General features: G+C 74.4%; 19 protein-coding genes. 8 read left to right on the top strand and 11 right to left on the bottom strand.

Annotation, left to right across the window (positions count from 1 at the left end):
- Positions 1–227: 227 nt before the first annotated feature.
- Together ACF09E_RS20015 and ACF09E_RS20010 are read right to left on the bottom strand one after the other, a co-directional pair.
- Positions 228–923: an ArsR/SmtB family transcription factor gene (locus tag ACF09E_RS20015; protein ID WP_392206333.1), complete on the bottom strand. Its 696-nt coding sequence runs from the start codon at positions 921–923 to the stop codon at positions 228–230.
- Between the two features lie 18 nt (positions 924–941).
- Positions 942–1649, bottom strand: coding sequence for a TetR/AcrR family transcriptional regulator (locus ACF09E_RS20010; RefSeq protein ID WP_392206332.1), 708 nt, complete (start codon positions 1647–1649; stop codon positions 942–944).
- Between the two features lie 71 nt (positions 1650–1720).
- Here ACF09E_RS20010 and ACF09E_RS20005 point away from each other — a divergent pair, with 71 nt between their 5' ends.
- The 3 genes from ACF09E_RS20005 (at position 1721) to ACF09E_RS19995 (ending at position 3962) form a co-directional block, all read left to right on the top strand.
- Positions 1721–2872, top strand: coding sequence for an acyl-CoA dehydrogenase family protein (locus ACF09E_RS20005; RefSeq protein WP_392206331.1), 1152 nt, complete (start codon positions 1721–1723; stop codon positions 2870–2872).
- A gap of 76 nt (positions 2873–2948) precedes the next feature.
- Complete coding sequence (locus tag ACF09E_RS20000; RefSeq protein ID WP_361858808.1) at positions 2949–3236, top strand: YiaA/YiaB family inner membrane protein; 288 nt, start codon at positions 2949–2951, stop codon at positions 3234–3236.
- Positions 3237–3335: 99 nt separating this feature from the next.
- On the top strand, positions 3336–3962 hold the full coding sequence (locus tag ACF09E_RS19995) for a TetR/AcrR family transcriptional regulator (protein WP_392206330.1): 627 nt from the start codon (positions 3336–3338) through the stop codon (positions 3960–3962).
- Here the strand turns inward: ACF09E_RS19995 and ACF09E_RS19990 are convergent.
- A complete protein-coding gene (locus ACF09E_RS19990) occupies positions 3953–4414 on the bottom strand; it encodes a MaoC family dehydratase (RefSeq protein WP_148004796.1) in 462 nt (153 codons plus the stop codon). The two genes, ACF09E_RS19995 and ACF09E_RS19990, sit on opposite strands and share 10 nt — an antisense overlap.
- Positions 4415–4545: 131 nt before the next feature.
- Here ACF09E_RS19990 and soxR point away from each other — a divergent pair, with 131 nt between their 5' ends.
- Positions 4546–5025: a redox-sensitive transcriptional activator SoxR gene (gene soxR / locus ACF09E_RS19985; RefSeq protein WP_392206329.1), complete on the top strand. Its 480-nt coding sequence runs from the start codon at positions 4546–4548 to the stop codon at positions 5023–5025.
- Here the strand turns inward: soxR and ACF09E_RS19980 are convergent.
- The 5 genes from ACF09E_RS19980 to ACF09E_RS19960 form a co-directional block, all read right to left on the bottom strand.
- Positions 5022–5759: a 3-keto-5-aminohexanoate cleavage protein gene (locus ACF09E_RS19980; protein WP_392206419.1), complete on the bottom strand. Its 738-nt coding sequence runs from the start codon at positions 5757–5759 to the stop codon at positions 5022–5024. The two genes, soxR and ACF09E_RS19980, sit on opposite strands and share 4 nt — an antisense overlap.
- 26 nt (positions 5760–5785) lie before the next feature.
- Positions 5786–6397 (bottom strand): hypothetical protein, encoded by a 612-nt coding sequence (locus tag ACF09E_RS19975; protein ID WP_361858796.1) that lies wholly within the window; start codon positions 6395–6397, stop codon positions 5786–5788.
- Positions 6398–6587: 190 nt separating this feature from the next.
- Entirely contained in the window at positions 6588–7820 is a 1233-nt protein-coding gene (locus ACF09E_RS19970) for a serine-threonine protein kinase (RefSeq protein WP_392206418.1), read from the bottom strand.
- A 211-nt stretch (positions 7821–8031) separates the two neighbouring features.
- Positions 8032–9378: an erythromycin esterase family protein gene (locus tag ACF09E_RS19965; RefSeq protein WP_392206328.1), complete on the bottom strand. Its 1347-nt coding sequence runs from the start codon at positions 9376–9378 to the stop codon at positions 8032–8034.
- Between the two features lie 163 nt (positions 9379–9541).
- The gene (locus ACF09E_RS19960; RefSeq protein ID WP_392206327.1) at positions 9542–10816 is read right to left on the bottom strand and encodes an exo-beta-N-acetylmuramidase NamZ domain-containing protein; all 1275 of its coding nucleotides are present in this window, start codon (positions 10814–10816) and stop codon (positions 9542–9544) included.
- Between the two features lie 182 nt (positions 10817–10998).
- Here ACF09E_RS19960 and ACF09E_RS19955 point away from each other — a divergent pair, with 182 nt between their 5' ends.
- Together ACF09E_RS19955 and ACF09E_RS19950 are read left to right on the top strand one after the other, a co-directional pair.
- Complete coding sequence (locus ACF09E_RS19955) at positions 10999–11775, top strand: SDR family oxidoreductase (RefSeq protein WP_392206326.1); 777 nt, start codon at positions 10999–11001, stop codon at positions 11773–11775.
- Positions 11776–11880: 105 nt separating this feature from the next.
- A complete protein-coding gene (locus tag ACF09E_RS19950; protein ID WP_392206325.1) occupies positions 11881–12474 on the top strand; it encodes a TetR/AcrR family transcriptional regulator in 594 nt (197 codons plus the stop codon).
- Between the two features lie 39 nt (positions 12475–12513).
- Here ACF09E_RS19950 and ACF09E_RS19945 read toward each other — a convergent pair whose 3' ends face one another.
- The gene (locus ACF09E_RS19945; RefSeq protein ID WP_392206324.1) at positions 12514–13728 is read right to left on the bottom strand and encodes an acyl-CoA dehydrogenase family protein; all 1215 of its coding nucleotides are present in this window, start codon (positions 13726–13728) and stop codon (positions 12514–12516) included.
- A gap of 6 nt (positions 13729–13734) precedes the next feature.
- Positions 13735–14757: a phosphotransferase family protein gene (locus ACF09E_RS19940; RefSeq protein ID WP_392206323.1), complete on the bottom strand. Its 1023-nt coding sequence runs from the start codon at positions 14755–14757 to the stop codon at positions 13735–13737.
- A 132-nt stretch (positions 14758–14889) separates the two neighbouring features.
- Here ACF09E_RS19940 and ACF09E_RS19935 point away from each other — a divergent pair, with 132 nt between their 5' ends.
- On the top strand, positions 14890–16254 hold the full coding sequence (locus tag ACF09E_RS19935; RefSeq protein ID WP_392206322.1) for an enolase C-terminal domain-like protein: 1365 nt from the start codon (positions 14890–14892) through the stop codon (positions 16252–16254).
- 85 nt (positions 16255–16339) lie between these two features.
- Here ACF09E_RS19935 and ACF09E_RS19930 read toward each other — a convergent pair whose 3' ends face one another.
- Positions 16340–17269, bottom strand: a complete 930-nt coding sequence (locus ACF09E_RS19930) for an MBL fold metallo-hydrolase (protein WP_392206321.1) — start codon at positions 17267–17269, stop codon at positions 16340–16342.
- Between the two features lie 94 nt (positions 17270–17363).
- Between ACF09E_RS19930 and ACF09E_RS19925 the strand changes: the two genes are divergently transcribed.
- The gene (locus ACF09E_RS19925; RefSeq protein ID WP_361856851.1) at positions 17364–18293 is read left to right on the top strand and encodes an NADP-dependent oxidoreductase; all 930 of its coding nucleotides are present in this window, start codon (positions 17364–17366) and stop codon (positions 18291–18293) included.
- Positions 18294–18298 lie beyond the last annotated feature (5 nt).

Below are 18298 nucleotides of genomic sequence, written 5' to 3'. Positions count from 1 at the left end.
TCGACCGTAGGGCGCGGATCCTTCGGCGCTCACCGCAATATCCCGGGGCCGCCGGGCCGGAACGGCCTCCCCGCGCCGTCGCCGTCGCCGTCGCCGGGGCGCGAGCTGGTGCGGCCTCCCCACGTCATCGCCCGGGCCGCCGGAGAGCCCGGTGCGCCGGAGCGGCTGGGGCAGCCGGAGCCGCCGGCCGCCGGAGCCGCCCGGGCCGCCTGGGGCCGGGCGCGGACTCACCGGAGTTCCTCCGGCGCGATGCCCAGGTGCGCGTGGAGCTCGCGCTCGCCCCGCGCGGTCACCCTGACGGCCCGCTCCGAGCCGATCCGTTCGCACCACCCCGCCTCCAGCGCGTGCCGGCACAGCGCGGCGCCGGAGAGCCCCGCGAGGTGGGGCCTGCGCTCGGTCCAGTCGAGGCAGCCGCGCGCGAGGGGCCGCCGTCCGCGGCGCACGAGGGGCACGCCCAGCTCGTCGAACCAGGCCAGACCCCGGTCCGTGAGCGCGAACCCGGTGTCCTGGCGCAGCAGTCCGCGGACCGTCATCGCCTCGGTGATCGCGATGCCGAGCCGTCCGGCGAGATGGTCGTAGCAGGTCCGGCCGCGGGCCATCGCCCGCCCGGCGCTCGCGGCGCCCAGGGAGCGGGGCGGCGGTGCGACCGCCGGTTCGGAGCGGGCGGCCAGGTCCTCGACGAGGTGCGCGACGCCGGGGTCGGCGAGGCGCACGTACCGGTGGCGCCCCTGCCGTTCCTCGGCGAGCATCCCTCCGGCGACGAGCTTCCCGAGGTGCTCGCTGGCGGTGGACGGCGCCACGCCCGCGTGCCGGGCGAGTTCCCCGGAGGTCCAGGCCCGTCCGTCCAGCAGGGCAAGGAGGAAGGCGGCGCGGGTCTCGTCCGCGAAGAGCGCCGCGAGGGCGGCGAGGTCACTGGCTGCCATGCACCCAGCGTCCCGCACTCACGCTTCGGCGGCGGCCGAACCGTCCCGTCGTCCCGGGGAGCCGGCGGCGGGCCGGGCGGCGGCGCCGGGCGCCAGGGCCTCGTACTGCAGGCGCAGCCCGTCGAGCAGCGCCCGCAGTCCCGTGGTGAAGGCGCCCTCGTCGACCTTCTGGCGGTGCTCGGCGAGCCGGTGCGCCTGGCCGAGGTGGGGGTAGTCGGCCGGGTCGTAGGCCGTCTCGTCGTCGACGAAGCCCCGCGCGAAGGAGCCGAGGGCGGAGCCGGTCACGAAGTACCGCATCAGCGCGCCGATCGAGGTGGCCTGGGCCGGTGTCCAGCCCGCCCGGACCATCGCGCCGAAGACGGCGTCCGCGACGCGCAGTCCGGCGGGCCTGCGGCCGGGGCCCTGGGCGAGGACCGGGACGATGTGCGGGTGGTCGGCGAGGGCGGCGCGGTAGGAGACGGCCCAGTCGTGCAGCGCCGTCTGCCAGTCGCGGCCGTCGTCCTCCGCGAACATCGACAGGTCGATCTTGGCGCTCACCGCGTCGGCGACCGCGTCCAGGATCTCGTCCTTGGTCCGGAAGTGGTTGTAGAGGGAGGGTCCGCTCACTCCGAGTTCGGCCGCGAGCCGCCGGGTGGAGAGCGCGCCGAGGCCCTCCGCGTCCACGAGCGCGCCCGCCGTCTCGACGATGCGGTCTCGGCTGAGCAGGGGCTTGCGCGGTCGGGCCATGGCGCACATAGTAGGCCTGCACGCTGAAAACTAGCAGTGGTAATTAAATGGTCGGGTGAGGTGGGCGCCACGTGAATCTGGAACCGAGCGAGGAGCAGGAGGCCGCACGGCGGCTCGCCGAGGACTTCGTCGCGCGCGAGGTCGCTCCGCACGCCACCGCCTGGGACCGCGCCGAGGAGGTGGACCGGGCGATCGTGAAGAAGCTCGGGGCCGTCGGCTTCCTCGGGCTCACGATCCCGGAGGAGTACGGCGGTTCGGGCGGCGACCACCTCGCGTACTGCCTCGTGACCGAGGAACTGGGCCGCGGCGACTCCTCGGTGCGCGGCATCGTCTCCGTCTCCCTCGGCCTGGTCGCCAAGACCGTCGCCGCCTGGGGCGACGAGGACCAGAAGCGGGAGTGGCTGCCCCGGCTCGCCTCCGGCGACGCGCTCGGCTGCTTCGGCCTCACCGAGCCCGGCACCGGCTCCGACGCCGGGAACCTCGCCACCCGGGCCGTGCGCGACGGCGACGACTACCTCCTCAGCGGCACCAAGATGTTCATCACCAACGGCACCTGGGCCGACGTCGTGCTGCTCTTCGCGCGCACCGGAGGCGCCCCGGGCCACCGCGGGGTGTCCGCCTTCCTCGTCCCGGCCGACAGTCCCGGCCTCACCCGGCGGGCCGTCCACGGGAAGCTCGGACTGCGCGGCCAGGCCACCGCCGAACTCGTCCTGGAGGACGTCCGCGTCCCGGCGACCGCGATGCTCGGCCCCGAGGGCAAGGGCTTCGCCGTCGCCATGTCCGCCCTGGCCAAGGGCCGCATGTCGGTCGCCGCCGGCTGCGTCGGCATCGCCCAGGCCGCCCTCGACGCGGCCGTCCGGTACGCGGGGGAGCGCGAGCAGTTCGGCAAGCCCATCGCCTCGTACCAGCTCGTGCAGGAGCTGATCAGCGACATCGCCGTCGACGTGGACGCCGCCCGGCTGCTCACCTGGCGGGTCGCCGACCTGATCGACCGCGGCCGGGACTTCGCGACCGCGGCCTCCAAGGCGAAGCTGTACGCCTCCGAGGCCGCCGTCCGCGCCGCGAACAACGCGCTCCAGGTCTTCGGCGGTTACGGCTACATCGACGAGTACCCGGTCGGGAAGCTCCTCAGGGACGCCCGCGTGATGACCCTGTACGAGGGCACCAGCCAGATCCAGAAGCTCATCATCGGCCGGGCGCTGACGGGGTTGTCCGCCTTCTGACCCCGGACCCTTCTGAGTATCCGGCTGAGTACGCGGACGGATGTGGTGCCGGCCACATCCGGCCGATGCTGTGCCCATGAGTGACACACCGGTCAAGCAGCAGAACACCGCCGCCTACTACGCCCAGGCCGTCGCCTCCTTCTCGCTCGCCCTCGCGGCGGTGGCCATCGGCATCTACCAGCTGGAGGCCAGCGCCTGGGTCCGCGCCTTCCTCGCCGTCGCCGTCCTCTACCTCACCACCTCGTCCTTCACCCTCGCCAAGGTCGTCCGCGACCGCCAGGAGGCCGGGCAGATCGTCAGTCGCGTCGACCAGGCCCGGCTGGAGAAGCTGCTCGCCGAGCACGACCCCTTCCAGAAGCTCTGACCGCTCCGCGGGTCCTGAGCTGCCGTTCTCCGTCTCTAAGCGCTTGCTCACCCTCGTTGGTATGGTGGGCGTCCTGACGGGTCCGAGAGGGAGTGTGGGATGAGCGCGGCGGAGGAGACGCCCGGGGGCGAGGACATGCCCTGGGGCGAGGTCACGCCCGAGGCGGCCCGGCGACTGCTGGTGGCCGCCGTCGAGGCGTTCGCCGAGCGCGGCTACCACGCCACCACCACCCGGGACATCGCGGGCCGCGCCGGCATGAGCCCGGCCGCGCTCTACATCCACTACAAGACCAAGGAAGAGCTGCTCCACCGGATCAGCCGCATCGGCCACGACAAGGCCCTGGAGATCCTCCGGGCCGCGGCCGCCGGCGAGGGCACGGCGGCCGAGCGTCTCGCCGACGCCGTGCGCTCCTTCGTCCGCTGGCACGCCGAGCGCCACACCACCGCGCGGGTCGTCCAGTACGAGCTCGACGCCCTCGGCCCCGAGCACCGGGCCGAGATCGTGGAACTGCGCCGCCACTCCGACGCGGCGGTCCGCGGGATCATCGACGAGGGCGTGGCCGCGGGCGAGTTCGACGTGCCGGACGCCGCCGGCACCACCGTCGCCGTCCTGTCGCTCTGCATCGACGTCTCGCGCTGGTTCAACGTCCAGGGCCGCCGCTCGCCCGACGAGGTCGGCGCGCTCTACGCCGACCTCGTACTCAGGATGGTCGGCGCTCAGAAGTAGTAGCGGGAGACGGACTCGGCGACGCAGACCGGCTTCTCGGAGCCCTCGCGCTCGACGGTCACGGCCGCCGTCACCTGGACCCCGCCGCCCGCCTCCTCGACCTTCGTCAGGACGGCCGTGGCGCGCAGCCGCGAACCGACCGGCACGGGCGCGGGGAAGCGCACCTTCTCCGTGCCGTAGTTGAGGCCCATCTTCATGCCCTCGACCCGCAGCACCTGCGGAACGAACAGCGGCAGCAGCGACAGGGTCAGATAGCCGTGCGCGATGGTGGTGCCGAACGGGCCGGTGGCCGCGCGCTCCGGGTCCACGTGGATCCACTGGTGGTCCCCGGTCGCGTCCGCGAAGAGGTCGATCCGCTTCTGGTCGATCTCCACCCAGTCGCTGTGCCCCAGCTGCTCGCCGACTCCCGCGCGCAGCTCCTCGGCGGAGGTGAAGATCCTCGGCTCGGCCATGTTCCTGGTCCCTTCTGGTCCGGCATGCCCCACACCCGGTACGGCATACCCAACGGTCGGTATCTAAGCGCTTGCTCAGCATGTGGGGTGAGCGGTCCGCTGTCAACGGACCGGACCAGTAGGGTCGCGGGGTGCCGCAGATTCCAGAGAAGATCCACGAGCTCACCGTCGGCCAGCTCTCCGCCCGCAGCGGGGCGGCCGTCTCCGCCCTCCACTTCTACGAGGCGAAGGGGCTCATCAGCAGCCGCCGCACCACCGGCAACCAGCGCCGCTATGGCCGGGACGCCCTGCGCCGGGTCGCGTTCGTCCGCGCCGCGCAGCGGGTCGGGATCCCCCTGGCGACCATCCGCGAGGCCCTCGCCCAGCTCCCCGAGGAGCGCACGCCGACCAACGAGGACTGGGCCCGGCTCTCCGCGGCCTGGCGCACCGAGCTGGACGAGCGCATCAAGCAGCTCGGCCGGCTCCGCGACCACCTGACGGACTGCATCGGCTGCGGCTGCCTCTCCCTGGAGACCTGCGTCCTGTCCAACCCCGACGACGCCTTCGGCGCGCGCATGGCGGGCTCCCGGCTCCTCCCCGTCCGCCGCCCCGCCGCCGAGGAGGAGGCCTAGGCCTGCCGCTGGGGCGGCCGCGAGCCGGTCGCGACCCGCGCCGCGGCGACGAGTTCCGCGTTGGAGCGCGCCGCCGTGCCGTCCGGCAGCAGCACGGTGTCCTCCAGGCCGATCCGGGCGCCGAGGCCGAGGCGACCGGCGAGCCGCAGCACCGGCCACGCGCCGGGCCCCTCGCCGTGCAGCAGCACGGGGGTCCCGGCCGGCGGGCCCAGTTCCGACAGCAATGAGCGCGCGGCCCGTTCGGCGTCGCCGCCGGCCGACGGGTGCGGCACCTTCACCAGGATCCGCCGCACCCCGGGCACGAGCGCCGAGCCGGCGAAGCGCTCCGCTCCGTCCGTACCGGCCCACAGCCCGGCCTCGACCCCGATCCCGCGCGCCATGAGCGCCTCCGCCGCGTCCTCGGCCCCCGGCTCGTGCCAGTCGACCGACACCAGGTCGGGCAGCACCGTCCAGGACCGGATCCGCTCCACCCGGCGCCCAGTGTCGGGCTCGGCGGTCACCGCGGTCGTGATCCGCACGCCGCCGCCCACCGCCGCCCGCACCGCCTCCAGGACCGGTCCGAGCACCCGGGGCGAGAGCGACGTACTCCCGCACGGCGTCCGGGGGTGCACCCGCACCTCGCCCGCGCCCGCCTCCACCGCCCGCGCCGCGGACTCCGCGAGAGACTCGGGCGACATCGGCACCCCGGCACAGTCCCCGGGCCCCCGCGTCCCGTTGAGGCAGACCTGGAGCACCGGCGGCACGTCGTCCCGCCCCGGACTCACGCCGCCGACGCGAGGGAGCGGCTCCGCTCCCCGCGGGCGCGGGCCAGCGCCCCCGAGGTGAGCACCGCGCGCGGCACGCCCACCCCGCAGTCCCCGCAGACCGGACCGAGCCACGGCTCGTACGTGTCGCCGCCGGTCCACTCGATGCGCGGCCCCGTACACACCGGGCACCGCTCGCCCGGGTCGCCCTCCAGGGCGGTGATCAGCCGCCGCAGCACCTCGGGCAGCGGGTCCGAGGGGTGCACGGCGGGATCGCCGCACCGCACCACGCCGTTGCCGCCCCACACCCGCCGGTGCCAGTCGTCCAGGGCGCCGAGCCCGCGCAGCCCCTCGTGCTTCTCGCGCCGCCTCCGGGCGGCGAACTCCTCCTCGTACGCGAGCCACACGGCCCGCGCCTCCTCCAGCTCGTCGAGCGCGGCGATCAGCCGCCCGGGGTCGAGCTCCCGGTCCTCGGGTCCGAACCTGTGCCGGCGGCACAGGTGGTCCCACGTCGCCCTGTGTCCGTACGGCGCGAACCGCTCCAGGCACTTGCGCAGGGAGTACCTGCGCAGCGCCGTGTCGCACCCCGGATCGCGCACCTGTCTCGCGAGACTCCGGAAACCGGCCATCTCCCGCCACCTCCGTCGCTGGTCGTTCCGCGGTATCAGAGGGACGAACGAGCGCCCCGCGGTGTTCCATCGAAAATCGGATGGCAGCCATCAGCGGTGGCCCCGGAGCGCCGGAGACGGGGCGGAACAGAGGAGTCCTCAGGAGCCCGAAGCGGCCCGGGTGCGCGCCCGGGATGCCCCCGCGACCCTCCTACCTGCCCGTTCGCGCGGCCGACACCACCACCCGGGCCAGCTCCGCACGGCAGACGTCGCCGTGGGAGCGGACCACGTCCGCCGTGTCGACGCTCACGCAGCCCGAGGCCGGCACTCCCTCCCGCAGGACCGCCGCCAGCGGCCGCACCACCGTCCCCGGCACCGCCTGGACGCCGTCGTGCCCGATCGCCGCCCAGCGCGGATCGCCCGGCCCGAGCAGTCCGGCCGGGGCCAGCGAGGCGGAGTCGCCCGCCAGCCGGGACGCCAGCGGGTAGAACACCCCGAGCGCCGTGTCGTGCCGCGAGTAGCAGGCGACCACGGGCCCCCGGACCCGCTCCTGCAGGCCCCGCAGGGAGCCGGCGCGCCCGGGGTCGTGCGGCAGCCGCGCCGCGAACGCGTAGTGCGAGAAGGCGCCTTGGAGGAGGGTCACCGAGGCGACCGGGCGGGCCCCGGGCGGCAGCCCCTTCAGCGCGTACGCGACGAGCCGCGCGCCCATGCTGTGGCCCACCAGGTGGACCCGGAGGCGCGGGGCGGCGCGGGCGACCTCGCCCAGCAGGGGCCCGAGGCCGAACTCGCCGACCCGCCCGGCCCGCTTCTTCATCACGTAGTACGTGGCCTGGCGCAGGGCCTCCCGGGCTCCCTTCCAGTACCGGGCGAGCCCCTCCCCGAAGCCCTCCGCCCGCCCGGCCGCGCGACCGGAGTCCGGCCCGGCCCCCTCCAGCGCCTCGGTGAACAGGGCGCACACCTCCACCGGGTCCGCGACCAGGAAGGCGGGGACCGGCTCCCGGGGCCCGGCGGCTCCGGGCCCGCCCGGCCCGCCGCCGTCCACGTCCGTCAGCTCCCGCAGCAGCGCCCCGAACGCGGCGAACGCCGCCTCGTCCGCCGGCGCCGTCACCAGGAGTTCGGTGAGCCGGTCGAGGACCGGCTCCTTCTCCGGCAGGACCGTCACCAGGGCCCGGTAGTCGGGGACCGGCTCGCCGGTGAACATCATCGAGGGCCAGATCACCCCCGCGTACCCGGCCTCGACGCCGGGCGCGAGCAGCCCGGGGAAGGGTTCGAAGAAGTCGGAGCAGAGCCGGGTGGCCCCGGCCGGTGAGCTGTTCCACCCGTGCGCGAACACCACCAGGTCGGTGACGCCCTGCCGGGCGAGTGCGGCGAGGGCCGCGGGCTGACCCGCGGGCCCGTCGCCCTCCTTGTCGAACGTGATCTCCCGGTACGGCTCCACACTCATCCCGGTCACGGCCCGGCCCTCTCCGTCGAGGTGGCCGTCGCACCCAGGACGCGCCGTGCGCGGGCGGCGGCTCCAGGCCAGCATGCCCGCGCGCGCCCCCGGCCAGACCTGGGACCCGTCGCCGGACGGGTCCCGGGCCGTGGCGGTCCCGGACAGCCCGGACGGCGGCCGTCCCCGTGCCGCACCGGGCGTCCCGGCCGTACCTCCCGCCTCAGCGGATGCGCGCCGCCGTGATCCGGGGGAAGTGGATCAGCAGGTCGTACCCGGTGGAGAGGCGCGCCGGATACACGGCGTCCGGCCACGGGTAGGCCGTACCGATGCCGCGGGTCGGGCGGGGGACGGCGAGCCACTCCCGCGCGGCCGGTGACGCCCGCCGCATGTCCAGGTAGAAGGGGGCGGGCGAGACCCGGTCCAGGGTGTGGGCGTTGCTGTCCGGTCCGAGCGTGCCGAGCGTGAAGACCCGCCGCGGCTCCCCGGGGGCCCCGGTGTCGTGCGCGGTGAAGGAGCCCTGCCCGAAGGAGGCGCCGACGCTCACGTAGTCCCGTCCGAGGGCGTCCCGCAGGAAGGCACCCTGGATCCGCGGGTACTGGTCGGCCTTGGGTGTCTCGTAGCCGACGTGCCCGTTGTGCGCCGAGAGCACGATCCGGTCGCCGGTCTGCCGCTGCCACCACACGGTGTTGTCGGCCATGGTCCGGTCGCGGTAGAGCATCGCCGCGGCCACGCCCTCCGGAGTCTCCAGGTCGTGGGCGTACTCGGTGCCGACCTGGGCGATCGCCCGCGCGTGCTGCACCGCCCACTCCGCCGCCTCCCGCGCGCGCGGGTCGCGCGCGGCGGGCGGCTGCCGCTCCAGGAGGGCGAGGGCGGTGTTCACGTCGGCGGCCATCCGCTGCCGTTCGGCCCGCGGCCGGCCCATGTACCCCCGCATCCACGCCTCGACCCCGCCGGTGGGGCGCGAGCTCCGGTACAGCTCCTGGACGCGGGGAAGGAGCGCGGGCCGGGTGCGGGCCACGTACGAGGTCACCTCGTCGAAGACGTTCGCTCCCGCGTACCCGAGGTCGTTGCCCAGGAAGCGGACCGGGTGGTCCGGATGGCGCTGGTTGTGCCGCCGCATCCACTGGAAGAGGTCGAGGTACTCCTCGGTGTTCCAGAGCCGGTACGACTCCTGGAACTCGTCCCGCATGATCGCCCGGATGTCCCCCCGGCCCGTGCGGACCCACTCGTCGACGAGCAGGCCCGTGGACCAGTTCGCCTCCAGGGCGAAGGCGGTGAAGCCCTTGCTCTCCACGAGGTGCTCGAAGACGCGGTGCTTGGTGGTGAAGAACTCCGCGGAGCTGTGCGTGGCCTCGCCGATCCCGACGACCTTGGCCGACCCGATCATCCGGTCCAGCGGCCGGAGGTCGGTCAACGGCTGCGCGGTGCGCGCGAGTTCGCGGGCGGGATCGACGGGGGGCGGGGGACCGGCGGCCCCTGCGGCGGGTGCCAGGGAGCCGAGGCAGGCGGCGAGGAGGAGACCGACGACGGGCAGGCGGCGCCGTAACGAGGAGGGGAAGCGGTTCATGGGGTCCAGCCTGGTCGGCGGGGCGGGCGGGGGACATCCCGCCCGCACCCCTGTCGATCATGGGGGCAGCCCCACCCCGTCGGCCCCGCCCCGTCGGCCCCACCCCGTCGACCCTGCCCCGCCAGGCGCGCCGTGAGCCCGGGTGATCCGGCGCGACCGCGCCTCACCGGTACAGCAGGTACTCCCTCCGCACCGCGCGGAAGGCCGCCAGGTCCGCCTGCCACGCGCCGACGACCTCGTCCACCCCCGCGCCCGCGTCGATCATCGTCCGCACCCGGGTCGACCCGGTCAGCTTGTCGATCCAGTGGTCCGCCCGCCAGGCGAAGCCGGACCACGAGCTCCGGGCGGTGATCAGGAGCCCGATGCCGGTCCGCACCGGATCGAAGGACTCCCGGTCGTGGACGTGCAGTTGCACGCCGCCCACGGTCTTCCCCTGGAACTTGGAGAAGGTCGGCGCGAAGTAGGCCTCCCGGAGGCGTACCCCGGGCAGGCCGAGCGCGTTCGCGGCCTCCGCCCACCGGCGGTCGATCCCCTCCGCGCCGAGGAGCTCGAAGGGGCGGGTGGTGCCCCGCCCCTCGGAGAGGTTCGTCCCCTCGAAGAGGCAGGTGCCCGAGTAGACCAGGGCGGTCTCCGGGGTCGGCATGTTGGGGCTGGGCGGCACCCAGGGCAGCCCCGTCGCGTCGAAGAAGTCGCCGCGGCGCCACCCCGTCATCCGCACGGTCTCCAGCGCGACCGGCGCCGCGAGGAACTCGCCGTTGAAGAGGCGGGCCAGCTCGGCCACCGTCATGCCGTGCGCCTGCGAGATCGGCTCGCGTCCGACGAAGGTGGCGAACGCCCGGTCCAGGACCGGACCCAGCGCCGCCCGCCCGGTGACCGGGTTCGGCCGGTCCAGGACCACGAACCGCTTCCCGGCGAGCGCGGCGGCCGCCATGCAGTCGTACAGCGTCCAGATGTAGGTGTAGAAACGGGCGCCGGCGTCCTGGATGTCGAAGACGACCGTGTCCACGCCGGAGGCGGTGAAGACGTCCGCGAGCGGCCGGCCGCTCTTCAGGTACGTGTCGAAGACGGGCAGCCCGGTCGCCGGATCGTCGTACCGCCCCTCGGAGCCGCCCGCCTGCGCGGTGCCCCGGAAGCCGTGCTCCGGCCCGAAGACCGCCACCAGGTCCACCCGCTCGTCGGCGTGCATCACGTCCACGAGGTGCCGGGCGTCCCGGGTGACTCCGGTCGGGTTGGTGACGACGCCGACGCGCTCGCCGGCGAGGAGGGCGTACCCGTCGTCGGCGAGCCGGTCGAAGCCGGTCCGCACCCGCGCGTGCCCCTGCCCCTGTCCCTGTCCCTGCCCCTGTCCCTGACCCGCAGCCGCGGCGCCGGGCGCGCCGGCCGCCACCGCCCCGAGGGCGCCACCGGCGGCCAGCAGACTCCGTCGCGACAGGCCCATGCGAAACCTCCTCGATCGCCGTCCCCGGCCGGGGCGCGTGACATGGGCACGCACGCTAGCGGTCCTGACCGCCCACGGGAACGAGGCGGGCCTCCGACACTCTTCCGTCTTTCCATACCGACTGGTTAGTCTGTCCCCGTCGTCACAGGTCACCACAGGTCGTCGAGCGGAGGGGTGGGTCCATGAGCGAGGGCACGAACCAGGTCCAGGGCGCCGGAGTCGTCGTCACGGGAGCGGGCGGCGGCATCGGCGCAGCCCTCGCGCGCCGGTTCGCCGCCGAAGGGGCCCGCGTCGTCGTCAACGACCTCGACCCCGCGCGCACCAAGGCCGTCGCCGAGGAGATCGGCGCCCTCGCCGTGCCCGGCGACGCCTCCGCCGTCGTCGACGAGGCCCGCGAGGCCCTCGGCGGCACCGTCGACATCTGGTGCGCCAACGCCGGCCTCTCCTCGCCCGGCGACGCCTTCGCCGAGGAGGACGTCTGGGCCGCCGCCTGGGACGTCAACGTCATGGCCCACGTCCGCGCCGCCCGCGCCCTCCTCCCGGACTGGCTGGAGCGCGGCAGCGGCCGCTTCGTCTCCACGGTCTCCGCCGCCGGACTGCTCACCATGATCGGAGCCGCGCCCTACAGCGTCTCCAAGCACGGCGCGTACGCCTTCGCCGAATGGCTCTCCCTCACCTACCGGCACCGCGGCCTCGCCGTCCACGCCATCTGCCCGCAGGGCGTCCGCACGGACATGCTCACGGCCGCCGGGACGGCCGGCGAACTCGTCCTCGCCCCCACCGCCATCGAGCCCGAGGACGTCGCCGACGCCCTCCTCGACGCGATCTCCGCCGAGCGCTTCCTGGTGCTGCCGCACCCCGAGGTGGCCGGCTACTACCGCAACCGGGCCACGGATCCGGAACGCTGGCTCGGCACGATGAACCACGTCCAGCAGACCTGGGAGACGGGTACGCGCTGACCGGGCCCCGCCGGATGCGAAGATCTACCGGCGGGAACTCGTTCCCCTGACCGGAAACCAGCATCGAGAACCACCCGAGAACGACCACCAGGAAGGCGGCGGAGCATGGCCAGGACGACGGACGGGAGCGGCGCCCCCGTCCCCCAGAGGCTCCTCGCCGCCGCCACCCGGCTCTTCGCCGAGCGGGGGTACGACCGCACCTCCGTCCAGGAGATCGTCGAGGCCGCGGGGGTCACCAAGGGCGCGCTCTACCACTACTTCGGCTCCAAGGAGGACCTCCTCCAGGAGGTGTACTCCCGCGTCCTGCGCCTCCAGCAGGAGCGCCTCGACGCCTTCGCGGACGCCGACGCGCCCGTCGAGGACCGGCTGCGCGGCGCCGCCGCCGACGTCGTCGTCACCACGATCGAGAACCTCGACGACGCCGCCATCTTCTTCCGCTCCATGCACCACCTGAGCCCGGAGAAGAACAAGCAGGTCAGGTCCGAGCGGCGGCGCTACCACGAGCGGTTCCGGGCCCTGATCGAGGAGGGTCAGCAGGGCGGGGTCTTCTCCGCGGCGACCCCCGCCGACCTGGTCGTCGACTACCACTTCGGCTCGGTCCACCACCTGTCCACCTGGTACCGCCCGGACGGCCCGCTCACCCCGGAGCAGGTCGCCGGCCACCTCGCCGACCTCCTCCTGCGGGCCCTGCGCCCCTGACCGCACCCCCGCCCGGGGGTGCGGCCTGCCGGGGCGGTCCTACAGGTACTTCTTCAGCTCCCGACGCGCCAGCGACCGCTGGTGCACCTCGTCCGGACCGTCCGCGAGCTTCAGCGTCCGCGCCGCGGCCCAGAGTTCGGCCAGCGGGAAGTCCTGGGAGACCCCGCCCGCCCCGTGCGCCTGCACCGCCCTGTCGATGATGTCGACCACCGCCCGCGGGGTCGCGATCTTGATGGCCTGGATCTCGGTGTGCGCGCCCCGGTTGCCGACGGTGTCCATGAGCCAGGCCGTCTTGAGGACGAGGAGCCGCAGCTGCTCGATCTGCACCCGGGCGTCCGCGATCCAGTTCTGGACGACGCCCTGCTGGGCCAGGGCCTTGCCGAAGGCGGTGCGCGAGACGGCCCGGCGGCACATCAGCTCCACCGCCCGCTCGGCCATGCCGATGAGCCGCATGCAGTGGTGGATGCGGCCGGGGCCGAGCCGGGCCTGGGCGATGGCGAAGCCGCCGCCCTCCTCGCCGATCAGGTGCGAGGCGGGGACGCGGACGCCGTCGAAGACCACCTCGGCGTGGCCGCCGTGGGAGTGGTCCTCGTAGCCGTAGACCTGCATCGCCCGCCGCACCTCGACACCGGGGGTGTCGCGCGGCACCAGGATCATCGACTGCTGACGGCGCGGGTCGGCCCCGTCGGGGTCGGTCTTGCCCATGACGATGAAGATCCGGCAGTCGGGGTTCATGGCCCCGGAGATGTACCACTTGCGGCCGTCGACGACGTACCCGTCCCCGTCCCGCCGGATCCGGGTCTCGATGTTCGTCGCGTCGGAGGAGGCGACCTCCGGCTCCGTCATCGCGAACGCCGAACGGATCTCGCCCGCGAGCAGCGGCTCCAGCCACTGCTTGCGCTGGGCCTCGTCGCCGAACTGCGCGAGCAGCTCCATGTTCCCGGTGTCCGGGGCGGCGCAGTTGAGGGCGGTCGGCGCGAGGTGCGGGCTGCGGCCGGTGATCTCGGCGAGCGGCGCGTACTGGAGGTTGGTCAGCCCGGCGCCGTACTCCGCGTCCGGCAGGAAGAGGTTCCAGAGGCCCTGCCGCCTGGCCTCCGCCTTGAGCTCCTCGACGACCTGCGGGGTGTCCCACGGCGAGGCGAGCCGGGCGCGCTGCTCCTCGGCGACGGCCTCCGCCGGGTAGACGTGCTCGTCCATGAAGGCGAGGAGCCGGGCCCGCAGGTCCTCGGTGCGGGCGTCGTACGCGAAGTCCATGGCGGATCAGCCTTCCTGAAGGGTCGTGAGGCCGTGCTCGATGAAGACGGGGACGAGTTCGCCGATGCGGTCGAAGCCCGCGCCGACGGTCTGGCCGAGCGTCCAGCGGTAGTGGATGCCCTCCAGGATCACGGCGAGCTTGAACCAGGCGAAGGCGGTGTACCAGGCGAGCGCGGAGGTGTCGCGGCCCGAGCGGGCGGCGTAGCGCTCGACCAGTTCGGCGGCGGTCGGGTGCCCGGGTGCGGTGGCCGTGGTGGAGATGGGGGAGTCGGGCAGGTCGAGCGGCGTGCTGTACATGACGAGCAGACCGAGGTCGGTCAGCGGGTCGCCGAGCGTCGACATCTCCCAGTCGAGGACGGCCCCGATGCGGTCGTCCTCGCCGATGAGGACGTTGTCGAGCCGGAAGTCCCCGTGGATCACGGTCGGCTCGGGCGAGCGGGGGAGCGCGCGGCCGAGGGCGGCGTGCAGCTCGTCGATCCCGGCGAGCTCCCGCCCGCGCGAGGCGTCGAGCTGCTTGCCCCAGCGCCGCAGCTGCCGGTCGAGGAAGCCCTCGGGGCGCCCGAAGTCGGCGAGCCCGACGGATGCCGGATCCACGGCGTGCAGGGCGACGAGGGTGTCGACCAGTCCGAGCACGGCGGCGCGGGTGCGCTCGGGGCCGAGGGGGGCGAGCTCCGCCGCCGAGCGGTACGGCGTCCCGTCGACGAACTCCATGACGTAGAAGGGAGCTCCGAGCACGGAGTCGTCCTCGCAGAGCAGCAGCGTCTCCGGCACGGGCACGTCCGTGGCGTGCAGCGCGCTGATGACGCGGTGCTCGCGCCGCATGTCGTGGGCGGTGGCGAGGACGTGTCCCAGGGGCGGCCTGCGGACCACCCAGCGGCCGGTGCCGTCGGTCACGACGTACGTGAGGTTCGACCGGCCGCCCTCGATGAGCCGGGCTTCGAGGGGGCCGGACACCAGGCCGGGGCGCTCGCGGTCGAGGTGGCGGCGCAGCTGCTCGGGGTCGAGGCCTGGTGGCGGGGCGGAACTCATCGATGCGTACCTCCGGATCGGCTTCGGTCGGCGTTCATGATGACCGACCAGTCGGTATGTCGTCCAGAGGGGTGCCGTGAAACCGTCCCGCACACTCTGGTCATGGATCTCATCCCTGAATAGGGTTCACATATGGATGCGAAGCTGCTTGTCGACCACGTCCGGGTGACCCCGATCCTCATCGCCGACCCGCCCCTCCTCAACGTCCAGGGCGTTCACCAGCCCTATACGCCCCGGCTGGTGGTGGAGGTGGTCACCCGGGGCGGGGTGACCGGCCTGGGGGAGACGTACGGCGACGGCGTCTACCTGGACCTGGCCGGCCCGCTGGCCGAGGCGCTGCCAGGGCATGCGGTCACGGATGTGAACGGCCTCTTCGCGCTCGCCGAGGCGCTCGACGGTGGGGCGGGCGGGGGAGCGGCCGACACCGCCGGGGCCGACGGAGCACGGAGCCGCGTGACCGGGAGCGGCGGGGGACGGAGTGACGTGCCCGGGACCGGCGAGGCGGGGGTCGACGCGGCCGGCCTGCGCGGAGTCCACACCGCGGAGAAGCTCCGCCTCTCCGTCGTCTCGGCCTTCGAGACCGCCTTCCTCGACGCCCTCGGCAGGACCCTCGGGCTGCCCGTCCACGCCCTCCTCGGCGGCAAGGTCCGCGACTCCGTCGAGTACAGCGCCTACCTCTTCCACCGCTGGGCCACCCACCCCTCGTCCGGACCCGTCGACGACTGGGGCGCCGCCCTCGACCCCGCGGGCATCGTCGCCCAGGCCCGCCGCTTCGAGCGCCTCCACGGCTTCCGCTCGTTCAAGCTCAAGGGCGGCGTGTTCGCACCGGAGCGCGAGGTCGCCGCGATCCGCGCGCTCGCCGAGGAGTTCCCCGGCAGCCCGCTCCGCCTCGACCCCAACGGCGCCTGGTCGGTGGCGACCTCGCTCTCCGTCGCGCACGAGCTCCAGGACGTCCTGGAGTACCTGGAGGACCCGGCGTCCGGCACCGCGGCGATGTCCGAGGTCGCCGCCGGCACCCGCGTCCCGCTCGCCACCAACATGTGCGTGACCACCTTCGAGGAGGTCCCGGAGGCCTTCGCGAAGGGCGCCGTGGGGATCGTCCTCTGCGACCACCACTACTGGGGCGGACTAGGACGCACCCGCGAACTCGCCGCGCTCTGCCGGACGTACGGGGTCGGGCTCTCCATGCACTCCAACACCCACCTGGGGATCAGCCTCGCCGCCATGACGCAGGTCGCCGCGACCCTGCCCGGGCTCCGGCACGCCTGCGACACCCACTACCCGTGGCAGACCGAGGACGTGGTCACCGCCCGTCCCGTCTTCCGGGACGGGCGGCTCGCCGTCTCCGACGCGCCCGGCCTCGGCGTCGCACTCGACCGGGAGGCGCTCGCCGCCCTGCACCGCCGCTGGCTCGACGACGACGGCACCCTGCGGAACCGCGACGACGCGGCCGCCATGCGGGTGGCGGACCCGGGGTGGACCCCGGGCGGCTGGTAGCCCCGCCGGCCGGGCCCGCGACGGGCAGTCGGGCGACCCGGGGGAGCCGGTGCCGCCCACCCGCCCCCACCCCGGGCGTGCCGGGCTACGCGTGGCAGGCCACCGGCACCCCGCCGTTCATCGCCGCCATGTCGCCGAAGACCGCCACCGGGTCGAGCGGCGACCCCTCCGGCAGGCCCGCCAGTTCCGCGTACGCCCGGTGCAGGTTCGCCACCAGGCGCACGCTCTCCCGCCACGCGGCGAACTCGCCCGGCTCCGCCCGCCGCGCCGTCTCCAGCGGCGTCGCGCCCCTCGCGTGCCCCTCGGCCGCGAGCTCCCGCACCCAGAGCAGATACCGCTCGGTCGCGTCGTACACCGAGGGGTCGGTCACCTGCCCGTGCCCCGGGACCACCGTCGGCGCGTCGAGCGAGCGCAGCACGTCGAGCGCCCGCAGCGACCCGGCCAGCGAACCCATCGGCAGGAACGGCGTCCCGCCGTGGAAGACCAGGTCGCCGGTGAAGACGACGCCCTGCTCGGGCAGGTGCACGATCGAGTCGCCCGTGGTGTGCGCGGGACCCGGGTGCACGACCCTGACCTCGATCCCGCCCACGTACAGCGTCAGCCGCTCGCGGTAGGTGACGGACGGCGGCACGATGTCGACCGTCCCGAAGTCCGTCTGCGGCCAGAGCAGATGGAGCTGGTGTCCGGCGGCGAGCTGCTCGCTCCGGCAGTTCTCGTGGCCGACGATCCGGGCCTCCGGCAGGAACACCCCGTTGCCGTAGGTGTGGTCCCCGTGGTGATGGGTGGAGACGATCGTCCCCGGCAGCGGGAGGCCCTCCGCGAGGACCGCGTCCCGCAGCAGCCGCGCCCGGCGCTCGGTGGCGGCGGTGTCGACGAGCAGCGTCTCGCGCGCGTCGCCGAGGAAGCCGGCGTTGTTCAGGCACCAGCCCCCGTCGGGCTGGAGGAAGGCGTGGACGTTCGGCGCGAGCGCGACCACATGGGGGGCGCGGGCGTCGTGGGCGGTGGTGGCAGGCACAGGGATTCCCCCGGTTGAGAGGCGTGAGAGCCCGATCGGACACGGAGAGTCTCCCCGGTTGCGGGCGGACACCGCTGCGCGGAGGGTCGACACCATGAAGGCGATCAGCTACCGCCGGTACGGCGGCCCCGAGGTCCTGGAGTACGGAGAACTGCCCGATCCCAAGGTCGGGCCCGACGCGGTGCTGGTCGCCGTGCGGGCCGCCGCGGTCAACCCGGTCGACTGGAAGTGCCAGGCGGGCTACCTCGACGGGATGATGGACGCGGTCTTCCCCGTGGTGCCCGGCTGGGACGTGTCCGGGGTGGTCGTCCGACCCGGCGTATCCGTCACCGAGTTCGCCGAGGGCGACGAGGTCATGGGCTACGTCCGTGAGGACTTCCTCTCCCGGGGGACCTTCGCCGAGTACGTCGCCGCGCCCGTCCGCACCCTCGCCCGCAAGCCGCGCTCGGTGGGGTTCGAGGAGGCCGCCGCACTGCCGCTCGCCGGCCTCACCGCCTACCAGGCGCTCCGCGGGCCCCTCGCGGTCGGTCCCGGCGACACCGTCCTCGTGCACGCGGCGGCCGGCGGGGTCGGCTCGATGGGCGTGCAGATCGCCCGCCACCTCGGCTGCCGGGTCATCGGCGCGGCGCGCGAGGCCGGCCTCGAACGGGTCGCGCGGCTCGGCGCCGAGCCGGTCGTGTACGACGAGGCGCACTTCGCGGATCAGGTCCGCGCGCTCGCCCCGGAGGGCGTGGACGCGGTGCTCGACACCCTCGGCGGACCGTTCCTGCGGATCTCCGCCGGGCTGCTGGCGCCCGGCGGCCGGCTCGCCTCCATCGCCGACGGCGAGGTCCTCGCCCTCGGCGGCCGCTACTTCTGGGTCCGGCCCGACCCGGTCGACCTCGCGGCCCTCGCGGACCTGGTCGACGAGGGCGCGCTCACCGTCCGGGTGGCCAGGACGTTCCCCCTGGAGCAGGCCGCGGACGCGCAGCGGGCCAACGCGGCGGGCGGCCTGAACGGCAAGGTCGTCGTCACCGTCCCCTGAGCCGT

This window comes from Streptomyces sp. NPDC014891, assembly GCF_043081085.1.
Classification (GTDB): Bacteria; Actinomycetota; Actinomycetes; order Streptomycetales; family Streptomycetaceae; genus Streptomyces.
Note: the sequence above shows the minus strand (reverse complement) of the source record. Positions and strands in the feature narration are given on the sequence as shown.